Consider the following 16,626-nt stretch of genomic DNA (forward strand, 5'->3'; position numbering starts at 1 on the left):
TTACGGGGTCGGCTTGACGACGATGAGCCGGTTGGGCTTCCAGATGACCTGCATGGCGCGCAGCTCTGCACGGACGTAGACCAGGTTTCGCTGGGCGTAGTCCTTGTGCTGGTTGAACGCCAGGACGGACAGGCCCTCGACGTCCAGGAGCGCGACCTGGCGCCAGTCGCCGAGGATCACGGTCCCCGGGGCCAGACGCTGCGACAGCGCGCGGGCACGGCCCCAGGACGTGTTCGGGCCCTGGCCGAACGGACCCTGCCCGAAGAACCGGTCGTTGGCGTCCTGCATCAGGTCCCACGCCTCGTCGTCCTCGGGGGACATCAGAGCCGCGGTGACGTTGCCTCCCGGCAGGGTGGTGATCTTCGTGATCGCCTGGCGGATCGCCTTGACCTGGGCCATGGCGTCCGCGCCCGGGGTGTACGTGAGTTCCTGCACCCCGGTCGTGTGCAGGATGCCCTTGGGCTGGCCGCTGGTACCGGTGCCGTTGAGCAGCTTGTCCTCGACGACCGAGTCCAGGCTGTACTCGAGCTCGTTGTCCATGTAGGAGGCCAGCGCGGGGGCGTTGGACAGCAGGGCGTTCGTGACGTCGTAGCCGTCCGCGTACGTATACGGCTTGGCGTCGGCCAACTCGGTCTGGATGGTCGACGTCGGCTTGAGAGCCGTGTCCGGGTCGCCGGGCAGGATCTCGTCCTGGACGACAGCGGCGTTGCGGGTCACCCCGGTCACCTGCAGGTACTCGAACGGGCCGGACGACTCGCCGCGGCTGATCAGGTCGAGGATCGTCAGGTTGTCCCGGTCGACCTGGTCGACCATCGGCATCCGGATCGGGGCGACGTGGCCGAGGGCGACCTGCAGCGGCGCGGAGGTCGCCTTGCGGCTGGCCATCCACTCCTTGAGGGATCCGACGCGGGTCCGGCCGATGTCGACCGCCGAGCCCTCGCCGAGCCCGGAGGGGTGCTGCTTGCGGAATTCCGCATACAGGGCGCTCTTGGTGAACCGGCTGCCCAGCGTGGCCGCGTCGCCGTCCTCCTGGCGGTCCTTGACCCCGGACGCATTGGGCTTCGGCCGGTCGGCGGCCTTGCCGGCCATCTCGGCGGCGGCGGCCTGGGCGTCGTCGGCCGCCTTGACCTTCTCCTGCAGGTCTGTGGTCTCGGACTTGAGCTCGTTGATCCGCTTCACCTCGTCCTCGGTGAAGTCCCGGCCCTCGCCTTCCTGCGACTTGGCGACGATGTCCGCCGCTTCCTTCAGCAGAGCCTGCAGCTTCTCGCGCAGCGTCATCCTGTACTCCTCATGGTCATCAGTTCCTGCGTGGTGACCCATGCGGCTACCTGGGCGGGCGTGGGACCAGTGGCCTTCGCGGCGGCCTCGAGGGCGGCGGCGGGCTCCTGCTCCGGCTGCTGGCCGGTCTCCTGCTCGGGTGTGCCCCCGGCCGCGGGCGCGGGCGGGGAGGTCTTGTGCCGGCTCTTTTCCTCCGGCATCGCGGTGGCGAGCACGTCACCGATCGAGGTGTGCGCTGCTGACAGTGCGTCGTAGTTCGCCTGCGACAGAACGCGGCCGGCCTTCGCCCCGTGAACGAGATCGTGGGCCTTCGCGGCGAGCAACTCGGTCTGCTGGTTCGCGCCGACCAGACACGGCCCCACTTCGAACAGTGACGCGAATCGCTTGATCTCGTAGTACTCGCCCCACGGGTACGTGACCGTGTCGTCGGTATCAACCCAGCCGCCCTCGGCCACCTCGTACGCGAACGAGAACTGCTTGATTCGGCGCCCCTTGAGCAGGCCATGCACATGCTTCGCGGTCGGGTTGGTGTCCATGTCCTCGATCTGAGCGAGGACCTCCAGGCCGTCGGCTGTCTCCTTCGCCTCAAGGACTCTGCCGATGTGGGCGAACGGGTCGGACCACTTGTGGGCCCACACGACCGGGATCGGGTCGCCGGTCGCTTTCCACTCGGCGAGCACCTGGGCGAACGCGCCCGGGGCGATGACGTCGCCCATGGAGTCCTCGTTGCCGAACACGGAAACCAGCGCCCGGAACTGGCCCTCCTGCAGGCCGTCCGCAGGGCCGGCCGCCTTGATCCGGGCCGCGCATTCCTTGGTACGGGGCACGTCAGACCCCCCTCTCGTAGTCCAGCCGGCAGTTGCAGTTCGCGGTCTCGGCCGCATCCCCGTTCGCGTCGCCGGGCCAGCGCAGCCCGTTGCCGAACGTCGTGCCGAGCGGCACGCTGTCGCCGCCCAGGCGCACGTGCGAGGCGCGTGGGTTTTTCCCCCCGGTACGCCAAATTTTGTGAGTGAGGCCGGAGGCGCCGGCCGCGTCGTGACCGCCGAACGAGCGGGCCTCGGTCGCCGAGGTCACCGCCCGCACCGCGGCGTTCGTCACCCAGTGCGCCAGCCCCGCACGGAGGTTGTCGCGCCAGTCACCCTCGTCCGCTACAGCCGACGTCGCCGCGGTGTAGGCGGCCTGCTCGTACTCCGTGGCGTGAGACTCGGCAGCCTTCGCCAGCCAAGCCTCCATCACAGCTGCGTCCCAGCCGTCCGCCTCGGGGTTGTAGACGTCCAATACGTCCCAGGCACCGATCTGCGCAAGCCGAAACCCATACCCCTGCATGAGCGCGGACAACTGCACCTGGCGCTCCGGCGACGTCGCCGCCCACAGGCCGTAGAAGTCGGGCGGCCCGTCGGCCTTCGCGTCGGCCGCGGACAGCAGCGCATCTGCCTGGCGGTCAGCCCACGCGGTCAGTGCCGCACTGTAGGCATCCCGTTCGGCGGCGAATGCCCCAAGGTCCTCGGGCCGCGCCGCCTTCATGCGGGGCGGCCCTGCCCTTTTGGGAGGGCGGGCGGCGGGGCCGTATCCGTCGGCGACGCCAGCCCGCCAACCAGAACATTGAGCGGAGTGACCAGCTCGTCAGTGCCGTCTACGTGCGGCAGATTCAACTTGCTGCGCGCCTCGGACCGCAGCATGTACGGGGATCCGGTCGCCGTCTGCAGGATGCTCGCCTGCTCCGTGAACGAGCCGCGCAACTTGGCCTCGACGTTCGCTTCCACGTAGAGGTCCGAGCCCGGGGCGACCAGCGGGACCAGCATGGTGTTGATGACGTCCTGCAGCATCGTGATGTCCGGCCCCACAGAGTGGGTGTAGAGCATCTGCCGGAACGCGTCCAGGTTGGAGAAGTTGCCCTCTCGCGCGCCCACCAGTTCGGGCGGGATGTGGTAGAAGCTGGCCACCTCTGCATCGGTGAGTTGGCGCCCCTCGATGTCCTGCGTCTCCTTCGGGTTGAACGCGTTGACGGCCACGAGCTTCATGCCGTCCTCGAGGAGAGGCGTCCCGCCAACTGCGGGGCCGCGGCCGACGAACGCGTTGAACCCGGCCATGAACCGCTCCCGGGCCCCCTTCGACCAGGCCGGTGCTTCCGTCGGCCGTTCGATGACGACCGGCACCCGTGCGCCGTTCTTCCACACCGAGCGGCGCCAGGCGACTGCTTCGGACTGCTCGGCAAGGATCTGCTGCATGGTCTCCATCGGCGATGTGCCATCCGCACCGACGGTGGCGTACCCGTGATCGAACAGGTACGGGGCCGGCAGCGTGACCACCTCGGCGGGACCGCGGGAGGAGATCAGGTACAGGGCGGCCGGTGCGTCGTCGTCGTCCGCCAGGACGTGCATCCGACGGGCCGGTTTCCTGCGCAGCTCCCACCCGGAGGCGGTATCGGCGTTCGGCAGGACGTGCATGCACCACCGGTCGTGGATGAGCCAGTCAACGATGACCGAGTGCCAGAGCCGTGAGGGCGGAACTGACGGAGCGGGGCTCGCCAGCAGCAGGGCCAGCGGGTGATCGGTCACCCGGCGGCGGTCGGTATCCGAGACCCGCTCATAGACGTGCCACGGAATCGTTGACAGTGCGCGGGCGATGTAGTCGACGACCTTGCGCACCGACGGCTGGGTCTCCCAGACGTTGAGCGCGGCCGCGGTGCCGGCGTAGTTGGACAGCGGGACGCCGGGGTCGACGACCCGGATCCCGTGCTGAGTGACGTACCGGCCGAGTTCGGCCAGATCATCGAACTGCTCCGACTTCACGGGTACCAGGGCGCCGGACTGGTCGATGACCTGACCGGAGGCCCCCTTGCTGCGACGCCACCAGGGCATACGCCGCCTCCTCTCAGATTGCTTCGAACTCGCCGTCCTCGTACGCGGACGTGCGCTTGGCCGGACGCACCAGGACCTCAGACATGGCGTCACACAGGGCGCTGATCCCGTCGATCTTGTCGCCGCTGTTCGCCTTGTCCGGCTTCACGTTTCCGGCCGCGTCCATGGCGACGGCGAGGTTGTCGACCATCCACGTCATGACGGGGTTCCCGTCATGACGCAGCATCGGCCGGCCCTTGACGCCGAGAAGCAGCAGCCGCTTGACCGCCTTGAGCGTCGGCGACATGGTCTTGAATCCCTGGCCGACACCGACCATCGGAGCGCGCTCGCCTTCGAGATCGTTGGTCAGTGAGGTGCTGCCCCACCGGTCGAACCCGAGCGATTTCACGTCGTAGCTGTCCAGGTCCTTGCGGACCTGCGCCCCGATCGCGTGGTAGTCGGTGACGTTGCCCGGGGTGGTGCGCAGCCACCCCTCCTTGACCCACCGTGAGGCCGCGTCTGCGGTCCGCTTGTCGAGTGAGGGCAGGTTGTCCTCCGGCGTCCAGAAGCGGAGCAGCAGGTCCAGGCTGCCGTCCTCGTCGTTGGGGAACAGCCACGCCAGCGCGTTGAGGTCGCTGACCGAGGCGAGGTCGAGGCCGCCGTACGCTTCGCGGCCGCGCAGCTTCACCTCGTCGACCAGGGCCTGATTGGCACGCCAGGCGTCCAGGTCCAGGAACCTGGTGACCTGCTTGGTACGGATCCCCAGGTGCAGGCGCTGGAAAGCGGCCAGGTCCGCCGGGGACTGCTGCGCGCCGCGCGCCTTGCGGGCGAGGTAGGCCCGGGTCGGCGACACCCCGAATCCGGGGTTGGCTGCCTTCCACGTTTCCTCGACGAATGGGTCGGCGTCCTTGGGCACGGCGAAGATGACGCCGTACACGGACGGGTCCTCGAGGACGCCGCGCGCCAGCTGCTCGATGCGCGTGCGCTTGCGGGCGTAGACGGTCTCCGGCTTGCCGCTGTCCGCCGTCGTGATGATGACGATCAGGGGCTGCCGCCTCGAGCCGGTTCCGGTCTCGATGACCTCGACCAGGTCCGGACTCTTGTGGATGTGCAGCTCGTCGATGATGCCGGCGTGGATGTTCGCGCCGTGCTGGGCGTCCGCCGCGTTGGCGATCACCTCGAAGTAGGAACCGCTCTTCGGGTGGATGATCTTGCCCTGGTACGCCTTGACGTGACCCTTGAGCTTGGGGGCCCGCTCGGCGAGATGCTTGATCGGCGCAAACACGAACCCGGCCTGGGCCTTGGTCGTGGCCGCAGCGATGACCTGCGCACCGGGCTCGCCGTCCGCGCACGTCATGTAGATCGCAATGCCGCCCGACAGCGTGGACTTGCCGTTCTTGCGGGGGACGTCGACGTACAGCTCAGAGATGATCCGTACGTACGCGCCGGCGTCGTCGTCCCAGTGCACCCACCCGAAAACCGGGGCGAGGATCCAGGCGACCTGCCACGGGTCCGGCACGAGCGGGCGGCCGGCCCACTGGCCTTGCGTGTGGCGCAGCAGGCTGAACGCCTTGATGACCTTGTCGACACGGTCGGGGTCGAACCGTGCGCCGGGAACGTTGCGGGGCTCCGGCGTCTTGATCAGCGGCGGGGAGTCCGGCAGGGCGATGCCCCGGGAGACGAGGTACCAGCCGACCTCTGGGCTGAGTTTGAGCCGCTCGAGCTGGTCATCATCCAGGAACGCGCCGGGGACCGGCGCTGTCTCCTCGGGCTCGGCGGCCTTCCTACGCGAACGGGTTGTCGTCCTCGCTGCCATCGTCGGCCCCTCTCGCCAGGGCCTGCTCTGACGAGGGGGACAGGCCGAACTGGGCGGCGAACCCGCGGAGCTCGCGGCCGGCGTTCCGCGCGATTGCCACGGACGGGTTGGGCACGGTCTTCTCGGTGGACGATCCGTCCGGCCGGTTGGTGATCTGCTGGACGGTCAGGCCGGTCAGGGTCACGTCGCGCGTCGCGGTGACAAACACGGACCAGGTCTCGCAGTAGGCGGCGAGCATCGCTCGGTCCTCCTCCTTCAGGAGGTCCAGGCGCTGCAGGCCGGGAACGACGCGGCGCCACTCGGCGGCCGCCTCCCGGGAGAGCCACGTGGGAGGGTTCGGCGGGATCCGCCGGAAGGCCGGCGGAGGCTTGACCGCACGGCCGCCGGAGTCCCGACCGTCCCCCCTACCGGTCAGCAACTTGAGCGCCGCGGGCTGCGCGGTGCGCCCCATGCCTACCTCCTGACCTGCGCGATCACTGGTGACGTTGCGTCATTTTCCCAGTTTCGGTTTCACAATTCTGAGCGTGTGTGTGCCGAGCTGACGGCGCCGGGCCCCGTGGCGATCACTCTGGAAATCTGGACTCCCCTACCCACATGGAGGGGCGGCCGCTCATCACCTGGCAGTACTTGCCCGCGGTCAGGAGGAGCTCGCCGAGCGCCTCGTAGAGGTCGGGAAGGTCGATCTTGTCGTCCTTGACGGGCACGGTGAGCGTGCCCAGGGGCGTCGTGATGGCCTCTCCGCCCGGGATCGGGGTCGTCACGTGGACCGTGGTGGTCATTTCTGCGGTCATCTCGTCCTCCTGAGGGCTCTGGAAGGGCTCCGTGAGGGCTCAGCGGGCCTTGCGACGGGCTCTGTTGGCCCTCGCAGCCTCCGCTTTGCTCTTGATGAGGTGGCACGGCTCGCAGATCAGTCCGAGGTTGTCGAGGTCCTCGGCTGCTCCGCCCTCGGCGATCGGCGTGATGTGGTCGAGCTGGTGCTGATGCTCGCCGTCCGGATCGTCTTGGCGGTCGGGCTGCTCGATGCCGCATCGGTAGCAGCATCCGTTGTCGCGGTCGGCGGTCCGGCGCTTCAGCGTGCGCCATCTGCCAGAGCTCACGCCGTAGCGCGCTGCCTTGTCGTCCCTGCCTGCCCATGGGATGCGCTGGTGCTCGTCGCAGCGGCCCTTGGGTACGAGAGTGGAGCAGCCGGGCTCAGCGCACCGGGTAGGGGGCCTGGTGGGCATGGGGGCTCCCCGGGGGGTCAGGCCCCGGAGGGGGGAACGGTGAGGGCCTCGGGGATGCCGAGGAGGCGCAGCGCGCGGCCGCGGGTGGCTACCTCGGCTCTGGCCACGTCTGCGAGCGCGTACATGGGGTGGCCGCGTTCGGTGAGGCCGGTCGGCCGCAGGTGGCCGCGGCGTGCCCATTGACGGATGGTGGCGGGCTGGATGTGGGCGGTGCCGGCGGTGAGGGCCTGGCGGGCTCGGTCGGCGTGGGCGGCGGCCTGGGTGGTGGTGAGCCATGTGGTGGTCATGGGCCTCCGTCCGGGCGCAGCAAAGCCCCTGCCGTTGAGGTCAGGGGCTCGGTGGACATACGTGTGGTGTTGGCAGCAGTGTGACGCCAAAAGGTGATCATGTCCAGCGGGGTCGGGTTGGACGCGCCGAGGCCCCGTCCTGCGGTGGGCAGGGCGGGGCCTCGTTCGAGCATCAGCGCTGCAGCCATGGAGCGCTGATAGTTGCCCTGCACGGTACCGGCAGGGTCTGACATTGATCAGTTCTTGGGCTTGAACCAGCCGCCGCGGCTGCTCTGGTAGGTCGTCTCGTGGCCGGCGGTGCGGGGGTCGGTCGCGGGGAGCCGGGTGGGCATGGAGGTGCGCAGCTTCCCGAGCGGTTTGGGGGTGGTGGCGGTCTCGGTGGTCTCGTTCTTGCGTCGGCCGAATGCCATGATGCGGGTCCTGTCTCGTGAGTGGGATGGGTGCTCCGGGGCGGCCGATGTCTTGGCGGATGGCGGCCGCTCCGGGGGTTATGGGGTGCGCTGCTGGTCGGGGTAGACCACGGTCGCGCGGGCGGGATTGTGTGGGTCGTCGACTACCTCGAACGGGTAGGACGGCGGAGTGTTGCCTGCGTTGTTGTTGTTGCTCTGACCTGCGGCAACATCGCCAACAACGGGGGGCTCAGAAGGGGGTCGGGGGAGGGGCGGGAAGTCGTCTCGGTGGACACCCTCACGGCCGCCCTTGGGGGGCACCCGTACGCCATCCCGTACGCGCACCTCGTGGCGGCCGAGCAGGGCACGCACGTGGTGGGTGGCCCAGGGGGTCGGGGGGAGGCCCACGAGTGGGGTCCGGGAGAGGTGCTTGGCGAGGGTGGCGAGGTGGACGCCGGAGCCCTCTGTGTAGACCTCGGCCAGGAGCAGGGAGACGTGCTCGCGGGACAGGACCTCGCTGGGGTGCCGCTCGTCGGCCGGGGCCTCGTTGGCCGGTGTTTCGTCGGGGGTCTCGGCTGGTTTGTCGGGGAGGGTTGCGGCGTAGCCGAGGGCGAGTGCTGTGAGCACCCAAGCGGCGGCCAGGCCCGCGGCGATGATGGTGGTGTACGGCAGGGTCTTGGCGAGGAAGGCGCCGGCCAGGACGCCGAACCAGCGCAGCAGGGCGGACCCTTCGGTGTCCGCGGTGGTCTTCGCGGGGGCCTTCTTCGAGGGCTTGGGCTGCTGCTCCCCCGGGGTGGCCTCTGATGCTTGTTCGGGCGTCTCCGCATCGGTGGCGGAGGGCTTGGCCGTGGGCTCGGCGGGCTTGGCGCGGGCGTTGCAGAGCCAGTCCACGGTCCAGCGGGTGACCTTCTCCGAGCCGACCCACAGGGCGGTCCAGAACTTGATCCAGTGCGTCATGTCAGCCGCCTCCGACCATCATGAACAGGGCTGCGATGAACTGGCCGGGGACGGCCCAGATTGCACCGTCGCCAGCGGCCGGCCACGTGAATGCGGCGATCAGGCAGAGGACTGCGGACCGGGTCGGGTTCAGTGGGGCGACCACCATCAGGATCACGAGCAGGGTGCAGGCCGCGCCGATGCCGAACTCTCCGAAGGGCCCGCCGCTGCCGCCTACGCCCAGGCCGGTCCAGCCCTGTTGTACGACCTGTTCGGGGCTGTCCCAGATCTTCCCGGCGGCGGTGTAGGCGGACCCGGCGGCGAACGCGACGACTCCGGCCCAGAGGATGTCGAGCTTGCGTGAGCCCTTGCCGATGACGCCGAAAACGAGCAGGAAGGTGAGGCACAGGGCCAGGCCGCCCGATCCCATGAATCCGAGGACGGCGCTCCCACTGTTGGGCGCTGCGAGGTACATGACGGGTCGTCTCCTAGAGGGTGCCGGGCGCGTGGAGCGCCAGGGCGAGGACGGCGGTGCAGACGGGGATCCGGGCGGCCCAGATGGTGATGGGGCGCAGCGCGGGGGGCATGTAGGGCAGGCCGGGGAGGTACGAGGCGATGACGTACGTGACTCCGGCCATGGCGATGCCGGCGGCGGGGGCTCCGGGGCCTGCGGAGTTGAGGAGGTCGGCCATCGCATGGGCGAGGCCGGCGTACCAGCCGACACCGGCCGCGCTGCCGTGGTAGGCGAGCCACACCCGGCGGCGGTGGCGTCGCGCACGGGCCAGTTCGTCCTTGAGTGACGGGCCTGGTTCGGTGGCGGGCTGGTTGACGGTGACGTGGATGCCGGGCGCGGCCGCGATGGTCTCCTGCGGCGTGGGCGGGGCCGCAGGGGCGTGGTGGCCGATTCCGAACGCGCTGGGCCGTACGTCCCACCACGGCCGGTCCGGCTGCTCCTGGTCCTCCTGGTCCTCGTCGTCCTCGGCCTCGTTCTCGGGCTGTGGGATGACGTGGACCTCGACGAGCGGGACGGCCTTCGGCGGCTGCTTCTCGGCCGGTGGGCCGTCGATGGTGCGGCGTAGCCAGTTGCTGATCTTCCGTTCGGTCGGGTCGGGGGCGCCGTGGTCGGTGCTCACTGCTCAGTCCTTATGTGGATGCGGATGCGCAGCCGGATGCGACCGGATGCGAGTGCGGTGGGTGCGGCTGCGGTCAGCCGGTGGATGCGGATGCAGTCGCCCGGATGTGCTCCTCGACTGCGGGGAGGATGCGTTGCGCGCGGCGCTGCCCGATGCCGAGTTCCCCCTGCAGTCGCCGGAGGGTCAGCGGACCGGTCAGTGCGAGTGCGGCGGCCTGCTCGATCACGGCTGCATCGTCGGGGCGTGCAGCCGATTGCGTGCGCAGCCGGGGGTGCGGCTGCGCATCCGCGGTGACGTCGGGGTGCAGGTCAGGCATGAGTACGAGGTCGAGATGCAGCCCGGTGGCGCCGAGTGCGGGCTGTGGCCGGCATACGACCGGCAGCAGTCGCGCGCCCGGAGGGAGGGTGTTGGTGGGTGCGGGTGCAGCCGGTTGCGCAGTCGGCTGCACGAGCGCATCCGGCTGCACGGCTGCTGGTGCGGCGGCGAGCGCGAGTGCGGCTGCGGGCGGGGCGAGTGCAATAGCTTCGGCTGCGGCCCGGTCGAATGCGGTTGCATCCGGCTGCGGGTCCTCGGCTGCATCCGGCTGCGCGATGAGTGCGGGCAGGGTGCGGCCGTACCGGGCCAGGCGCAGCTGCAGCCGCAGTTCGACGGGTGCAGTCCACCGCCACGTCCGCCCGTACCGTGCCTGCAGCCGGGCCCGGTAGATGAGGCGGTCCTGCTCGAGCTGGATGACCTGTTCGTAGCTGCGGAGCTCCCAGAGCTTCATGCGGCGCCACAGCCGGAACGTGGGGACGGGTGAGAGGAGCCAGCGGGAGATACGGACGGTGTCCATGTCCCGGTCGGCGGTGATGTCGGCGAGGCGGCCCACGGCGTGACGGCCGGCCTCCACCGTGATGATGAACAGGACCGGGATGACGGCGTGCATGCCGGTGCCGACCGGGTCCGGCCATGCGGCCGCCGCGTTGAACGCGATGGTGGCGGCGGTGAGCAGCCAGGCGGTCTGACGGAGCAGCGGGAACGGGATCCGGATCCAGGCAAGCAGCAGATCGAGGGCGAGCAGCACGACGATGCCGGCGTCCAGGCCGAGCGGGAACACGAGCGCGAACCTGCCGAACCTCTTTGCCTCGGCGAGAGAGCGGACGGCGGCGTACGAGCCGGCGAACCCGATTCCGGCGAGAAGGACGGCGAGGACGATGACGGCGGCGACGAGTCGGCGCTGCAGGCGTGTGAGGACGGGGCGGGAAGGCACGGCGATCTCCCGGTGAAGGGTGGCCGGACCCCACGGGGTGCGGTCCGGCCGGTCGGTGTGTCAGTCGGTGGAGGCCGGGCGGGCGTCTGCGGCGGACTGGTTGGCCGCGCGGCGCTCGGCCTCGGCGCGCATCAGTTCCTGGCCACGCTGGTACGCGGCGGCGGCCTCGGCGGGCTCGACGGCGGGGTGTTCGGCGTCCATCAGGCGCCGGCCCTTTTCAGGAGGCGCATGCCGTACTCGGCGCGGGTGATGGGGGCCTCGGTGGTCGGCCAGTCGACGCGGGGCATGTGGCGGAGCAGGCGGCCGGTGGCGGCGACGGCGTGAGGGGTGCCGATGCCGTGGACGTCGGCTGCGACACGTCCGGCGTATGCGAGACGGGTGACCTCTCGCATGAGGAGCGTGGGGCTGGTCCCGCACAGAGCTCGGCCGATGTCGGCCAGGAGGGTGCGGGTGGCCTGGTCGGGGGTGGTGCGGGCCTGGGCGAGGGCTAAGTCCATGTCGGGGGCCGAGGCGCGGATACGATCGATCATGTCTGGCTCTCCTGTTGATGGCAGGGGGCTGGCGTTGCGGCGGGTGTGTCAGCACCCGTTGGCGGTCGGGTCCGGCGTGTCAGCGCCGGGCCCTTCCGCGTTCCGCCTCGCGAACGTGTCAACGAGCTTGGCCTAGCCACTTGGCTATTGTCAAGCGCCTTGGCCTATCTCCTTGGCTGATCGCGTGGCATGATGTCGGCCATGGACACCACCGCCCTCGACGCAGCCACCCGCCGCTACCGGCGCGCAGAGGCCGCCCTTGACCGGGAGCGGGCCGCCCTCACCGCCGAGGTCGTCGCCCTGCTCCAGTCCACGGACGAGCGGGGCGCCCAGGCGGAGATCGCGCGGCGCACCGGCTGGTCCCGGGAACAGATCCGGCAGATCATGCAGCGCGCCGGCACGGTGGCCCCGGCTGCCGAGTAGAGCCACCGCACACCCGCTGCGCCCCCGCCCAACTCACCTGGGCGGGGGCGCAGCCGTGTCCGGGTCAGGCCGCGGCTTTCTTCTGCGGGGTGATCATTCGGAGGGCGAGGGCAGTGAGTGCTGGCATGACCTGGTCGCGGTGGGCGGTGTACTCGGTGGCGGTGAGGCGGTGCCCGCAGGCGTCGCAGGCGATGTGGAGCTCGCCGTCCTGCTCGACCAGGGCGAACGCGCTGCAGACAGGGCAGGGGGCCTGCTTGTGGCGGCGGCCTGGCCGGGCATCGGTGATCCGCTGGATTCGGTCCTGCAGGTGCTGCACCTGCTCGTAGAGCGGCACGGCGTACGGGCGGGTGACCGCGTACGGGAGGTAACGGACGAGCCACGTGGACCAGGCGGTGATGCCCGTCCCGGACCGTGGCACGGCAGCGGCATACAGGTGCGCCCCGGTACGGAGGACGCCGCTGCGGTCGGTGTAGACGATCGGGACGTCCGTGGCGATGTAGTGCGCCCACCCGGCGAGCAGCGCGGTGATCGGGGCGCCAGCGGTCTGGTCGCCGTGCGGGTCGTCCAGCGGTGCGGGGTGCCCGGGGCCGAGCAGGTCCAGGACGCGGAGATCAACGGGCAGGGGTGAGTGGGCGCGGCCGCTGCCACCACGCTGCGCCGGGCCTGCGGTCGGCTCGAGGTAGTCCTGCAGGAGCTCGGCCTGCCCGGGCAGGCCGGACAGCCAGGACCGGGCCCGGTACTCGCAGGCCTCGCACAGGTAACGGTCGGCACCGGTGGTGTGGTGGCAGATGTCGCAGGTGGTGTCCATGGGCGTCTCCGTGCGGTGGTGGCGGTGGGTCAGGTGGTGGCGGGGTCGGGGCCCGTACACCCGAGCTGCTCACGGATGGATCCGGTGTGGCGCGGGTCGGTACACGGCAGAGCAGGGGGCAGCCCGGTCTCGGACGGGGCGGGGGAGGACGGGGCGGTTTCGGGTGCGGCCACGGAGGCGAGCACCTGCCGGGCCACCGTGAGGGCGGCGTAGTCGGTCACCTCGGCGATGCTCATTCCGTCGGCGACGGCCTCCAGCCAGTCGGCGAGGGCGAGACCTACCCCGGGGCCCATCGCGGAGGCGTAGGCGGCGTGCTGCGTCTCCATGTGGGCCTGCCGGTGCTGGCTGCCCCCGCGCAGGAGGAGCGGCCAGGCGATGGTGCTGCTGTCGTCGCGGGTGAGGTAGTCGCCGTAGAGGTAGCTGCTGTTGCTGTTCGGGTTGTTTGGCCAGCACGGCCGACTGTTCCATGCGGCGGTTGGGGTGCCGTCGCTTGCGGTGCTGGCGGCGGTGGCGAGGGTGCGCAGCAGCTTTGCGGCGGCGGTGAGTTCGTCAGTGGGTGTCATGGGTGGCTCCTGGATGTGGGCGCAGCGGGGTCGGTGGGGTTGGTGGCCGGGTGCGGGGCGAGTGGGCGGGGCAGTAGTCGCGGCCGCCGCCGTTGATGTCCCAGCTGGCGCGCTCGGCGACGGCCAGGGCCTCGTCCTCGGTGCTGGTGCCGGTGTACAGCCGTGCGGCGCAGGTGCCGTACGGGACGGACCGGTCGCAGTTCACGACGATGTGGAGGGTCACTGAGGCTCCCGGGTGCAGCCGGGGCGGTGACTGGCACCGATCGTGAGGAATCCGCCCTCGCAGCACCAGCTGGTGTACGGAGCGTCGGCGCCGAGCTCGGCCAGGAGCCGCGCCTGGTGGTACTGCTCCTGCAGGCGGTGTGCGGTACGGCGGACGTACGCGGCACCCTCGGCGCAGAATCCGGCGATGACCAGGCAGGGCAGGCCGCCGGGGATGAGCAGACCGGCCCGGGTGCAGAGGCCGGCCATCGCCGCGGCCGCGACGGCGGCCGCGGCCAAGGCGACGAACCGAAGCCGAGCTGTAATCACTGAGCCCCGCCGGTCTGCGACGCGCGCCAGGCATCGACGACCGAGGCAGGGATCGAGCCGCGGTCCGCCACGGTGTGCCCGTTCTCGCGGGCCCACGCCCGGACGGTCGTCTGGTCGTAGCCGGGTGCCGAGGTCTTCCGCCGGGGCCGCAGCTGTTCCTTGCGGACTCGTACGGCCTCGAGCTGCTGCAGCAGGCGCTGCTCCTCCGCGTCGGCCTCGGCTCGCTCCTCGTCCTTGGCGTACAGGCCACGGAGCTCCCGCAGGAGCAGCCGGGCCTGCTCGCCCTTGCGGACTACGAACTTGGTGTCGTGCGCTTCGGCCCAGGCGAGCAATTTCCCGACAGCGAGCGGTGGGGCGGTGGGAGACGGCTGAGGGGCGGGCGGCTGGCTCATGGGGTTCCTCTTTCTGGCGGTGGTCTGAGGGGTCGGTACGGCTGCGGTCTCGTCCTCGATGAGGCGGCGCAGGGCGGCGATCGTCATGGGCGGTCCCGCCGTCGCGGCGTGCGGGTCAGGTCAAGTTCGGCGACCAGTTCGGCGCGGTGCTCTGCCGCCTGCGGATCGGGGCGGGGGCACCGGATCGGCTCGGACGGACGGCCCGGGACCAGCCGCACACCGCCGAACGTGCCGTCCGGCCACTCCTCCGACAGCGCCCGGGGCTCGACCAGGCGCCGCCGGCGCTTCACCGCTGCCACGGGACCGGCCTCACTCCCACGGTGGTGCGCTCCGGCGTCCGCGCGCTGCGCCTGGGCGGCGGCGCCTTGCACGTGGCGTGGTGGGGCATGGCCTGCCACTCGCCGGGGCGGATGTCGGGCCGGGCCGCGGTGACCGACCGGACGTACAGGACCCCGTCTGGGCCCTGCATCACGGCCAGGTTCCCCGCGGCGGTGGGCTCGGCGTCTACGGGTTGCCGGCGCCCGTTCGCCGTGGTGAGTGCCCAGCAGATCCGGGCGTTGCAGCGACGGCAGATGGTGATGTGAGTGGTGCTCGGTTTCATGCTGGGCTCCCATCGGGGTCGAGCGTGGCGAGGTGGGGCAGTACCAGGGCGTGGCCGTAGAGGTAGGTGGCCCGGGCCCGTCCGTGGTCGGTGATGGCCTGGCGGACTGCGGCTGGTGTCGCGGCCGCCCGCAGCTCGGCGAGCTCGGCACCGCCCGGTACGGGTGAGCAGCTGCTCACCGCCGGAGCGGGCACCGCCACCCACGCCACCCGGGCCGGGCGCGGCCGCGGCGGCGGTTCGGGCGGCTGCTCCTGGACCACGGACTGCTGCTGCGCCCCGGCGGCCTGCAGGGCGTGCATGGCGTTGTCGTGGCAGACGGGGCAGAGGTCGCCCGTGTGCCAGGTGATGCCGTCCTCGCAGGCCTCGAGGCCGCAGCCGCGGCGGACCAGGCCGGAGCCGAGGATCCAGCGTCCGACGTCGCCGCGGCGTGGGGCGTCGGTGGTCACCCAGCGGCGGGCCAGTCGGGCGGTCAGCCGCTCGGATCCGGCGCCGCCGGCCAGCTGGCGGCCGATCTCGTGGGCGATGCGGCGCAGCACGTACGGGCGGATGGCGGCCAGTTCGTGGCGTACGGGCTCGAGGACGGCCCAGACGCGGGGCGAGAGCTGCAGCCCGGGGCCGGTGTAAGCCCGGTTCGTGGCCCCGCCGTTGTTGCTGCGCTTTTCGCCGTGACCCGCACCGCGGAACGATGCCCCGGCCGAGTTATCCACAGGGCGGGCCTGCGTACTACCGGTCTCTCGCCTGCGGCGGATCCCACCACCCACCCGCTCGTTCATCAACAGTCGGTCAGTCCTGTGGTCTTCCCTAGACGGGGAACCGTCAGCTGTGCGGGGAGCCGATCCGTCATGTATGTCAGGGGTCGCGGCGGCCGGAGCGGCAGCGGCCGCGGGCGCGGTCGGCTCCTCGTCGACGTCGTCGAGGACGGGGTGAAGCGGGTGCAGGTGGGCCTCGTAGGCGTGGCGGCCGCGCGGCCCCTGGCGGCGGTGGATCGTGATCCAGCCGGAATCCTCGAGCTCGTCCAGGAGCCGCATCACCTGCCGCTCGCCGAGCGGCTCACCGGCGCTGTCGCCGTACTGGTGGCGTACGACGTCCCGCAGCTCGGCGAGGGACAGCGGCATGCGGCGGATCTGGGCGTAGGCGATGACGGCGTACAGGCGCAGCTGGCGGGGCGGGAGCGAAGTGGCGGCCCGGGCGGGCAGCCAGACGAACAGCTCGTCCTCGTCCATGGTGCGCACCCAGCGCTCGGCGGACTCGCCCTCTCCGTCGCGGGAGGTGTGCCGGACGGTGATGACCTCGGCGATGCCGTCCGTGCCGGCCGTGGTGAGCTGCGTCAGGGCGCGCTCAACCGCCGTCTTGGACAGGCCGAGGTACGTGGCGATTGTTGCGACCTCGGCCCGGCAGTTCTCGGGGCGCATCGCGAGTGCTGCGATCTTGACGTAGGTGCTCAGGGCAGCGTCGCTGTACTGAGCACCTACGACCAGGCGCAGGGGGACACGGACCCGCAGACCGCCGCCGGTGCGCGGCCGTGCGTGGGCGGCCGCGCGGGGCGGCTGCGGGCACGGCGCAGCAGCAGCGGGGGCTGCTGCGTACGCGACGGCGGCGGTCAACGGGGTCTCCGGGGTGTGGGTGG

At 71.0% G+C, this 16,626-nt stretch carries 25 protein-coding genes; 1 reads left to right on the plus strand and 24 read right to left on the minus strand.

Annotated features, from left to right (window positions below; translation table 11 throughout):
• The 16 genes from ACGFZA_RS31740 to ACGFZA_RS31815 all read right to left on the minus strand — a co-directional run bounded on the left by ACGFZA_RS31740 (nt 1) and on the right by ACGFZA_RS31815 (nt 11,681).
• Nucleotides 1-1,278, minus strand: coding sequence for a phage major capsid protein (locus ACGFZA_RS31740; RefSeq protein ID WP_393683637.1), 1,278 nt, complete (start codon nt 1,276-1,278; stop codon nt 1-3).
• Nucleotides 1,275-2,105, minus strand: a complete 831-nt coding sequence (locus ACGFZA_RS31745; RefSeq protein WP_393683639.1) for an HK97 family phage prohead protease — start codon at nt 2,103-2,105, stop codon at nt 1,275-1,277. Before ACGFZA_RS31745 ends, ACGFZA_RS31740 begins: the two co-directional genes overlap by 4 nt.
• A 1-nt stretch (nt 2,106) precedes the next feature.
• The gene (locus ACGFZA_RS31750) at nt 2,107-2,802 is read right to left on the minus strand and encodes a hypothetical protein (protein WP_393683641.1); all 696 of its coding nucleotides are present in this window, start codon (nt 2,800-2,802) and stop codon (nt 2,107-2,109) included.
• Nucleotides 2,799-4,139, minus strand: a complete 1,341-nt coding sequence (locus ACGFZA_RS31755; protein WP_393683643.1) for a phage portal protein — start codon at nt 4,137-4,139, stop codon at nt 2,799-2,801. The genes ACGFZA_RS31750 and ACGFZA_RS31755 overlap by 4 nt, the downstream gene beginning before the upstream one ends.
• Before the next feature lie 13 nt (nt 4,140-4,152).
• Nucleotides 4,153-5,934: a terminase large subunit gene (locus ACGFZA_RS31760; protein WP_393683645.1), complete on the minus strand. Its 1,782-nt coding sequence runs from the start codon at nt 5,932-5,934 to the stop codon at nt 4,153-4,155.
• Nucleotides 5,903-6,385, minus strand: coding sequence for a phage terminase small subunit P27 family (locus ACGFZA_RS31765; RefSeq protein ID WP_393683647.1), 483 nt, complete (start codon nt 6,383-6,385; stop codon nt 5,903-5,905). Before ACGFZA_RS31765 ends, ACGFZA_RS31760 begins: the two co-directional genes overlap by 32 nt.
• 112 nt (nt 6,386-6,497) lie before the next feature.
• A complete protein-coding gene (locus tag ACGFZA_RS31770; protein ID WP_393683649.1) occupies nt 6,498-6,725 on the minus strand; it encodes a hypothetical protein in 228 nt (75 codons plus the stop codon).
• Between the two features lie 39 nt (nt 6,726-6,764).
• Complete coding sequence (locus ACGFZA_RS31775; protein WP_393683651.1) at nt 6,765-7,031, minus strand: HNH endonuclease; 267 nt, start codon at nt 7,029-7,031, stop codon at nt 6,765-6,767.
• Nucleotides 7,032-7,174: 143 nt separating this feature from the next.
• On the minus strand, nt 7,175-7,444 hold the full coding sequence (locus tag ACGFZA_RS31780; protein ID WP_393683653.1) for a MerR family transcriptional regulator: 270 nt from the start codon (nt 7,442-7,444) through the stop codon (nt 7,175-7,177).
• A gap of 236 nt (nt 7,445-7,680) precedes the next feature.
• The gene (locus ACGFZA_RS31785) at nt 7,681-7,854 is read right to left on the minus strand and encodes a hypothetical protein (protein ID WP_393683655.1); all 174 of its coding nucleotides are present in this window, start codon (nt 7,852-7,854) and stop codon (nt 7,681-7,683) included.
• A 78-nt stretch (nt 7,855-7,932) separates the two neighbouring features.
• Nucleotides 7,933-8,790 (minus strand): hypothetical protein, encoded by an 858-nt coding sequence (locus ACGFZA_RS31790; protein WP_393683657.1) that lies wholly within the window; start codon nt 8,788-8,790, stop codon nt 7,933-7,935.
• 1 nt (nt 8,791) lies between these two features.
• Nucleotides 8,792-9,244: a hypothetical protein gene (locus tag ACGFZA_RS31795; protein ID WP_393683659.1), complete on the minus strand. Its 453-nt coding sequence runs from the start codon at nt 9,242-9,244 to the stop codon at nt 8,792-8,794.
• 13 nt (nt 9,245-9,257) lie between these two features.
• Nucleotides 9,258-9,902: a hypothetical protein gene (locus ACGFZA_RS31800; protein WP_393683661.1), complete on the minus strand. Its 645-nt coding sequence runs from the start codon at nt 9,900-9,902 to the stop codon at nt 9,258-9,260.
• Nucleotides 9,903-9,975: 73 nt separating this feature from the next.
• A complete protein-coding gene (locus tag ACGFZA_RS31805; protein WP_393683783.1) occupies nt 9,976-11,157 on the minus strand; it encodes a DUF2637 domain-containing protein in 1,182 nt (393 codons plus the stop codon).
• Between the two features lie 54 nt (nt 11,158-11,211).
• Nucleotides 11,212-11,352 carry a hypothetical protein gene (locus tag ACGFZA_RS31810; protein ID WP_393683663.1) on the minus strand — a complete coding sequence of 47 codons (141 nt, stop codon included), beginning with the start codon at nt 11,350-11,352 and terminating at the stop codon, nt 11,212-11,214.
• A complete protein-coding gene (locus ACGFZA_RS31815; protein ID WP_393683665.1) occupies nt 11,352-11,681 on the minus strand; it encodes a hypothetical protein in 330 nt (109 codons plus the stop codon). The genes ACGFZA_RS31810 and ACGFZA_RS31815 overlap by 1 nt, the downstream gene beginning before the upstream one ends.
• A gap of 201 nt (nt 11,682-11,882) precedes the next feature.
• On the opposite strand from ACGFZA_RS31815, the gene ACGFZA_RS31820 reads away from it, so the two are divergent.
• On the plus strand, nt 11,883-12,104 hold the full coding sequence (locus tag ACGFZA_RS31820) for a hypothetical protein (protein ID WP_393683667.1): 222 nt from the start codon (nt 11,883-11,885) through the stop codon (nt 12,102-12,104).
• A gap of 64 nt (nt 12,105-12,168) precedes the next feature.
• Here the strand turns inward: ACGFZA_RS31820 and ACGFZA_RS31825 are convergent, their stop codons facing one another.
• Genes ACGFZA_RS31825 through ACGFZA_RS31860 form a run of 8 tightly spaced genes read right to left on the minus strand, consistent with a single transcriptional unit; the run spans nt 12,169 to nt 16,603 of the window.
• Nucleotides 12,169-12,912 (minus strand): hypothetical protein, encoded by a 744-nt coding sequence (locus ACGFZA_RS31825; RefSeq protein WP_393683669.1) that lies wholly within the window; start codon nt 12,910-12,912, stop codon nt 12,169-12,171.
• 29 nt (nt 12,913-12,941) lie between these two features.
• Nucleotides 12,942-13,475, minus strand: a complete 534-nt coding sequence (locus tag ACGFZA_RS31830; RefSeq protein ID WP_393683671.1) for a hypothetical protein — start codon at nt 13,473-13,475, stop codon at nt 12,942-12,944.
• Nucleotides 13,462-13,698, minus strand: a complete 237-nt coding sequence (locus ACGFZA_RS31835; RefSeq protein WP_393683673.1) for a hypothetical protein — start codon at nt 13,696-13,698, stop codon at nt 13,462-13,464. The genes ACGFZA_RS31830 and ACGFZA_RS31835 overlap by 14 nt, the downstream gene beginning before the upstream one ends.
• Nucleotides 13,695-13,976: a hypothetical protein gene (locus ACGFZA_RS31840; RefSeq protein ID WP_393683675.1), complete on the minus strand. Its 282-nt coding sequence runs from the start codon at nt 13,974-13,976 to the stop codon at nt 13,695-13,697. The genes ACGFZA_RS31835 and ACGFZA_RS31840 overlap by 4 nt, the downstream gene beginning before the upstream one ends.
• A gap of 26 nt (nt 13,977-14,002) precedes the next feature.
• Nucleotides 14,003-14,485: a histone-like nucleoid-structuring protein Lsr2 gene (locus tag ACGFZA_RS31845; RefSeq protein WP_393683677.1), complete on the minus strand. Its 483-nt coding sequence runs from the start codon at nt 14,483-14,485 to the stop codon at nt 14,003-14,005.
• Nucleotides 14,482-14,697, minus strand: coding sequence for a hypothetical protein (locus tag ACGFZA_RS31850; protein WP_393683679.1), 216 nt, complete (start codon nt 14,695-14,697; stop codon nt 14,482-14,484). Before ACGFZA_RS31850 ends, ACGFZA_RS31845 begins: the two co-directional genes overlap by 4 nt.
• Entirely contained in the window at nt 14,685-14,999 is a 315-nt protein-coding gene (locus ACGFZA_RS31855; RefSeq protein ID WP_393683681.1) for a hypothetical protein, read from the minus strand. The genes ACGFZA_RS31850 and ACGFZA_RS31855 overlap by 13 nt, the downstream gene beginning before the upstream one ends.
• Nucleotides 14,996-16,603 carry a hypothetical protein gene (locus tag ACGFZA_RS31860; protein ID WP_393683683.1) on the minus strand — a complete coding sequence of 536 codons (1,608 nt, stop codon included), beginning with the start codon at nt 16,601-16,603 and terminating at the stop codon, nt 14,996-14,998. Before ACGFZA_RS31860 ends, ACGFZA_RS31855 begins: the two co-directional genes overlap by 4 nt.
• Nucleotides 16,604-16,626 lie beyond the last annotated feature (23 nt).

The organism is Streptomyces sp. NPDC048211 (genome assembly GCF_043202315.1).
GTDB lineage: Bacteria > Actinomycetota > Actinomycetes > Streptomycetales > Streptomycetaceae > Streptomyces.

What these genes read in the sequence shown, in the direction of transcription:
- ACGFZA_RS31740 (WP_393683637.1), bottom strand. Translation starts at nt 1,278, where the DNA reads ATGACGCTGCGCGAGAAGCTGCAGGCTCTGCTGAAGGAAGCGGCGGAC.
- ACGFZA_RS31750 (WP_393683641.1), bottom strand. Translation starts at nt 2,802, where the DNA reads ATGAAGGCGGCGCGGCCCGAGGACCTTGGGGCATTCGCCGCCGAACGG.
- ACGFZA_RS31755 (WP_393683643.1), bottom strand. Translation starts at nt 4,139, where the DNA reads ATGCCCTGGTGGCGTCGCAGCAAGGGGGCCTCCGGTCAGGTCATCGAC.
- ACGFZA_RS31760 (WP_393683645.1), bottom strand. Translation starts at nt 5,934, where the DNA reads ATGGCAGCGAGGACGACAACCCGTTCGCGTAGGAAGGCCGCCGAGCCC.
- ACGFZA_RS31765 (WP_393683647.1), bottom strand. Translation starts at nt 6,385, where the DNA reads ATGGGGCGCACCGCGCAGCCCGCGGCGCTCAAGTTGCTGACCGGTAGG.
- ACGFZA_RS31770 (WP_393683649.1), bottom strand. Translation starts at nt 6,725, where the DNA reads ATGACCGCAGAAATGACCACCACGGTCCACGTGACGACCCCGATCCCG.
- ACGFZA_RS31780 (WP_393683653.1), bottom strand. Translation starts at nt 7,444, where the DNA reads ATGACCACCACATGGCTCACCACCACCCAGGCCGCCGCCCACGCCGAC.
- ACGFZA_RS31785 (WP_393683655.1), bottom strand. Translation starts at nt 7,854, where the DNA reads ATGGCATTCGGCCGACGCAAGAACGAGACCACCGAGACCGCCACCACC.
- ACGFZA_RS31790 (WP_393683657.1), bottom strand. Translation starts at nt 8,790, where the DNA reads ATGACGCACTGGATCAAGTTCTGGACCGCCCTGTGGGTCGGCTCGGAG.
- ACGFZA_RS31795 (WP_393683659.1), bottom strand. Translation starts at nt 9,244, where the DNA reads ATGTACCTCGCAGCGCCCAACAGTGGGAGCGCCGTCCTCGGATTCATG.
- ACGFZA_RS31810 (WP_393683663.1), bottom strand. Translation starts at nt 11,352, where the DNA reads ATGGACGCCGAACACCCCGCCGTCGAGCCCGCCGAGGCCGCCGCCGCG.
- ACGFZA_RS31815 (WP_393683665.1), bottom strand. Translation starts at nt 11,681, where the DNA reads ATGATCGATCGTATCCGCGCCTCGGCCCCCGACATGGACTTAGCCCTC.
- ACGFZA_RS31820 (WP_393683667.1), top strand. Translation starts at nt 11,883, where the DNA reads ATGGACACCACCGCCCTCGACGCAGCCACCCGCCGCTACCGGCGCGCA.
- ACGFZA_RS31825 (WP_393683669.1), bottom strand. Translation starts at nt 12,912, where the DNA reads ATGGACACCACCTGCGACATCTGCCACCACACCACCGGTGCCGACCGT.
- ACGFZA_RS31830 (WP_393683671.1), bottom strand. Translation starts at nt 13,475, where the DNA reads ATGACACCCACTGACGAACTCACCGCCGCCGCAAAGCTGCTGCGCACC.
- ACGFZA_RS31845 (WP_393683677.1), bottom strand. Translation starts at nt 14,485, where the DNA reads ATGACGATCGCCGCCCTGCGCCGCCTCATCGAGGACGAGACCGCAGCC.
- ACGFZA_RS31855 (WP_393683681.1), bottom strand. Translation starts at nt 14,999, where the DNA reads ATGAAACCGAGCACCACTCACATCACCATCTGCCGTCGCTGCAACGCC.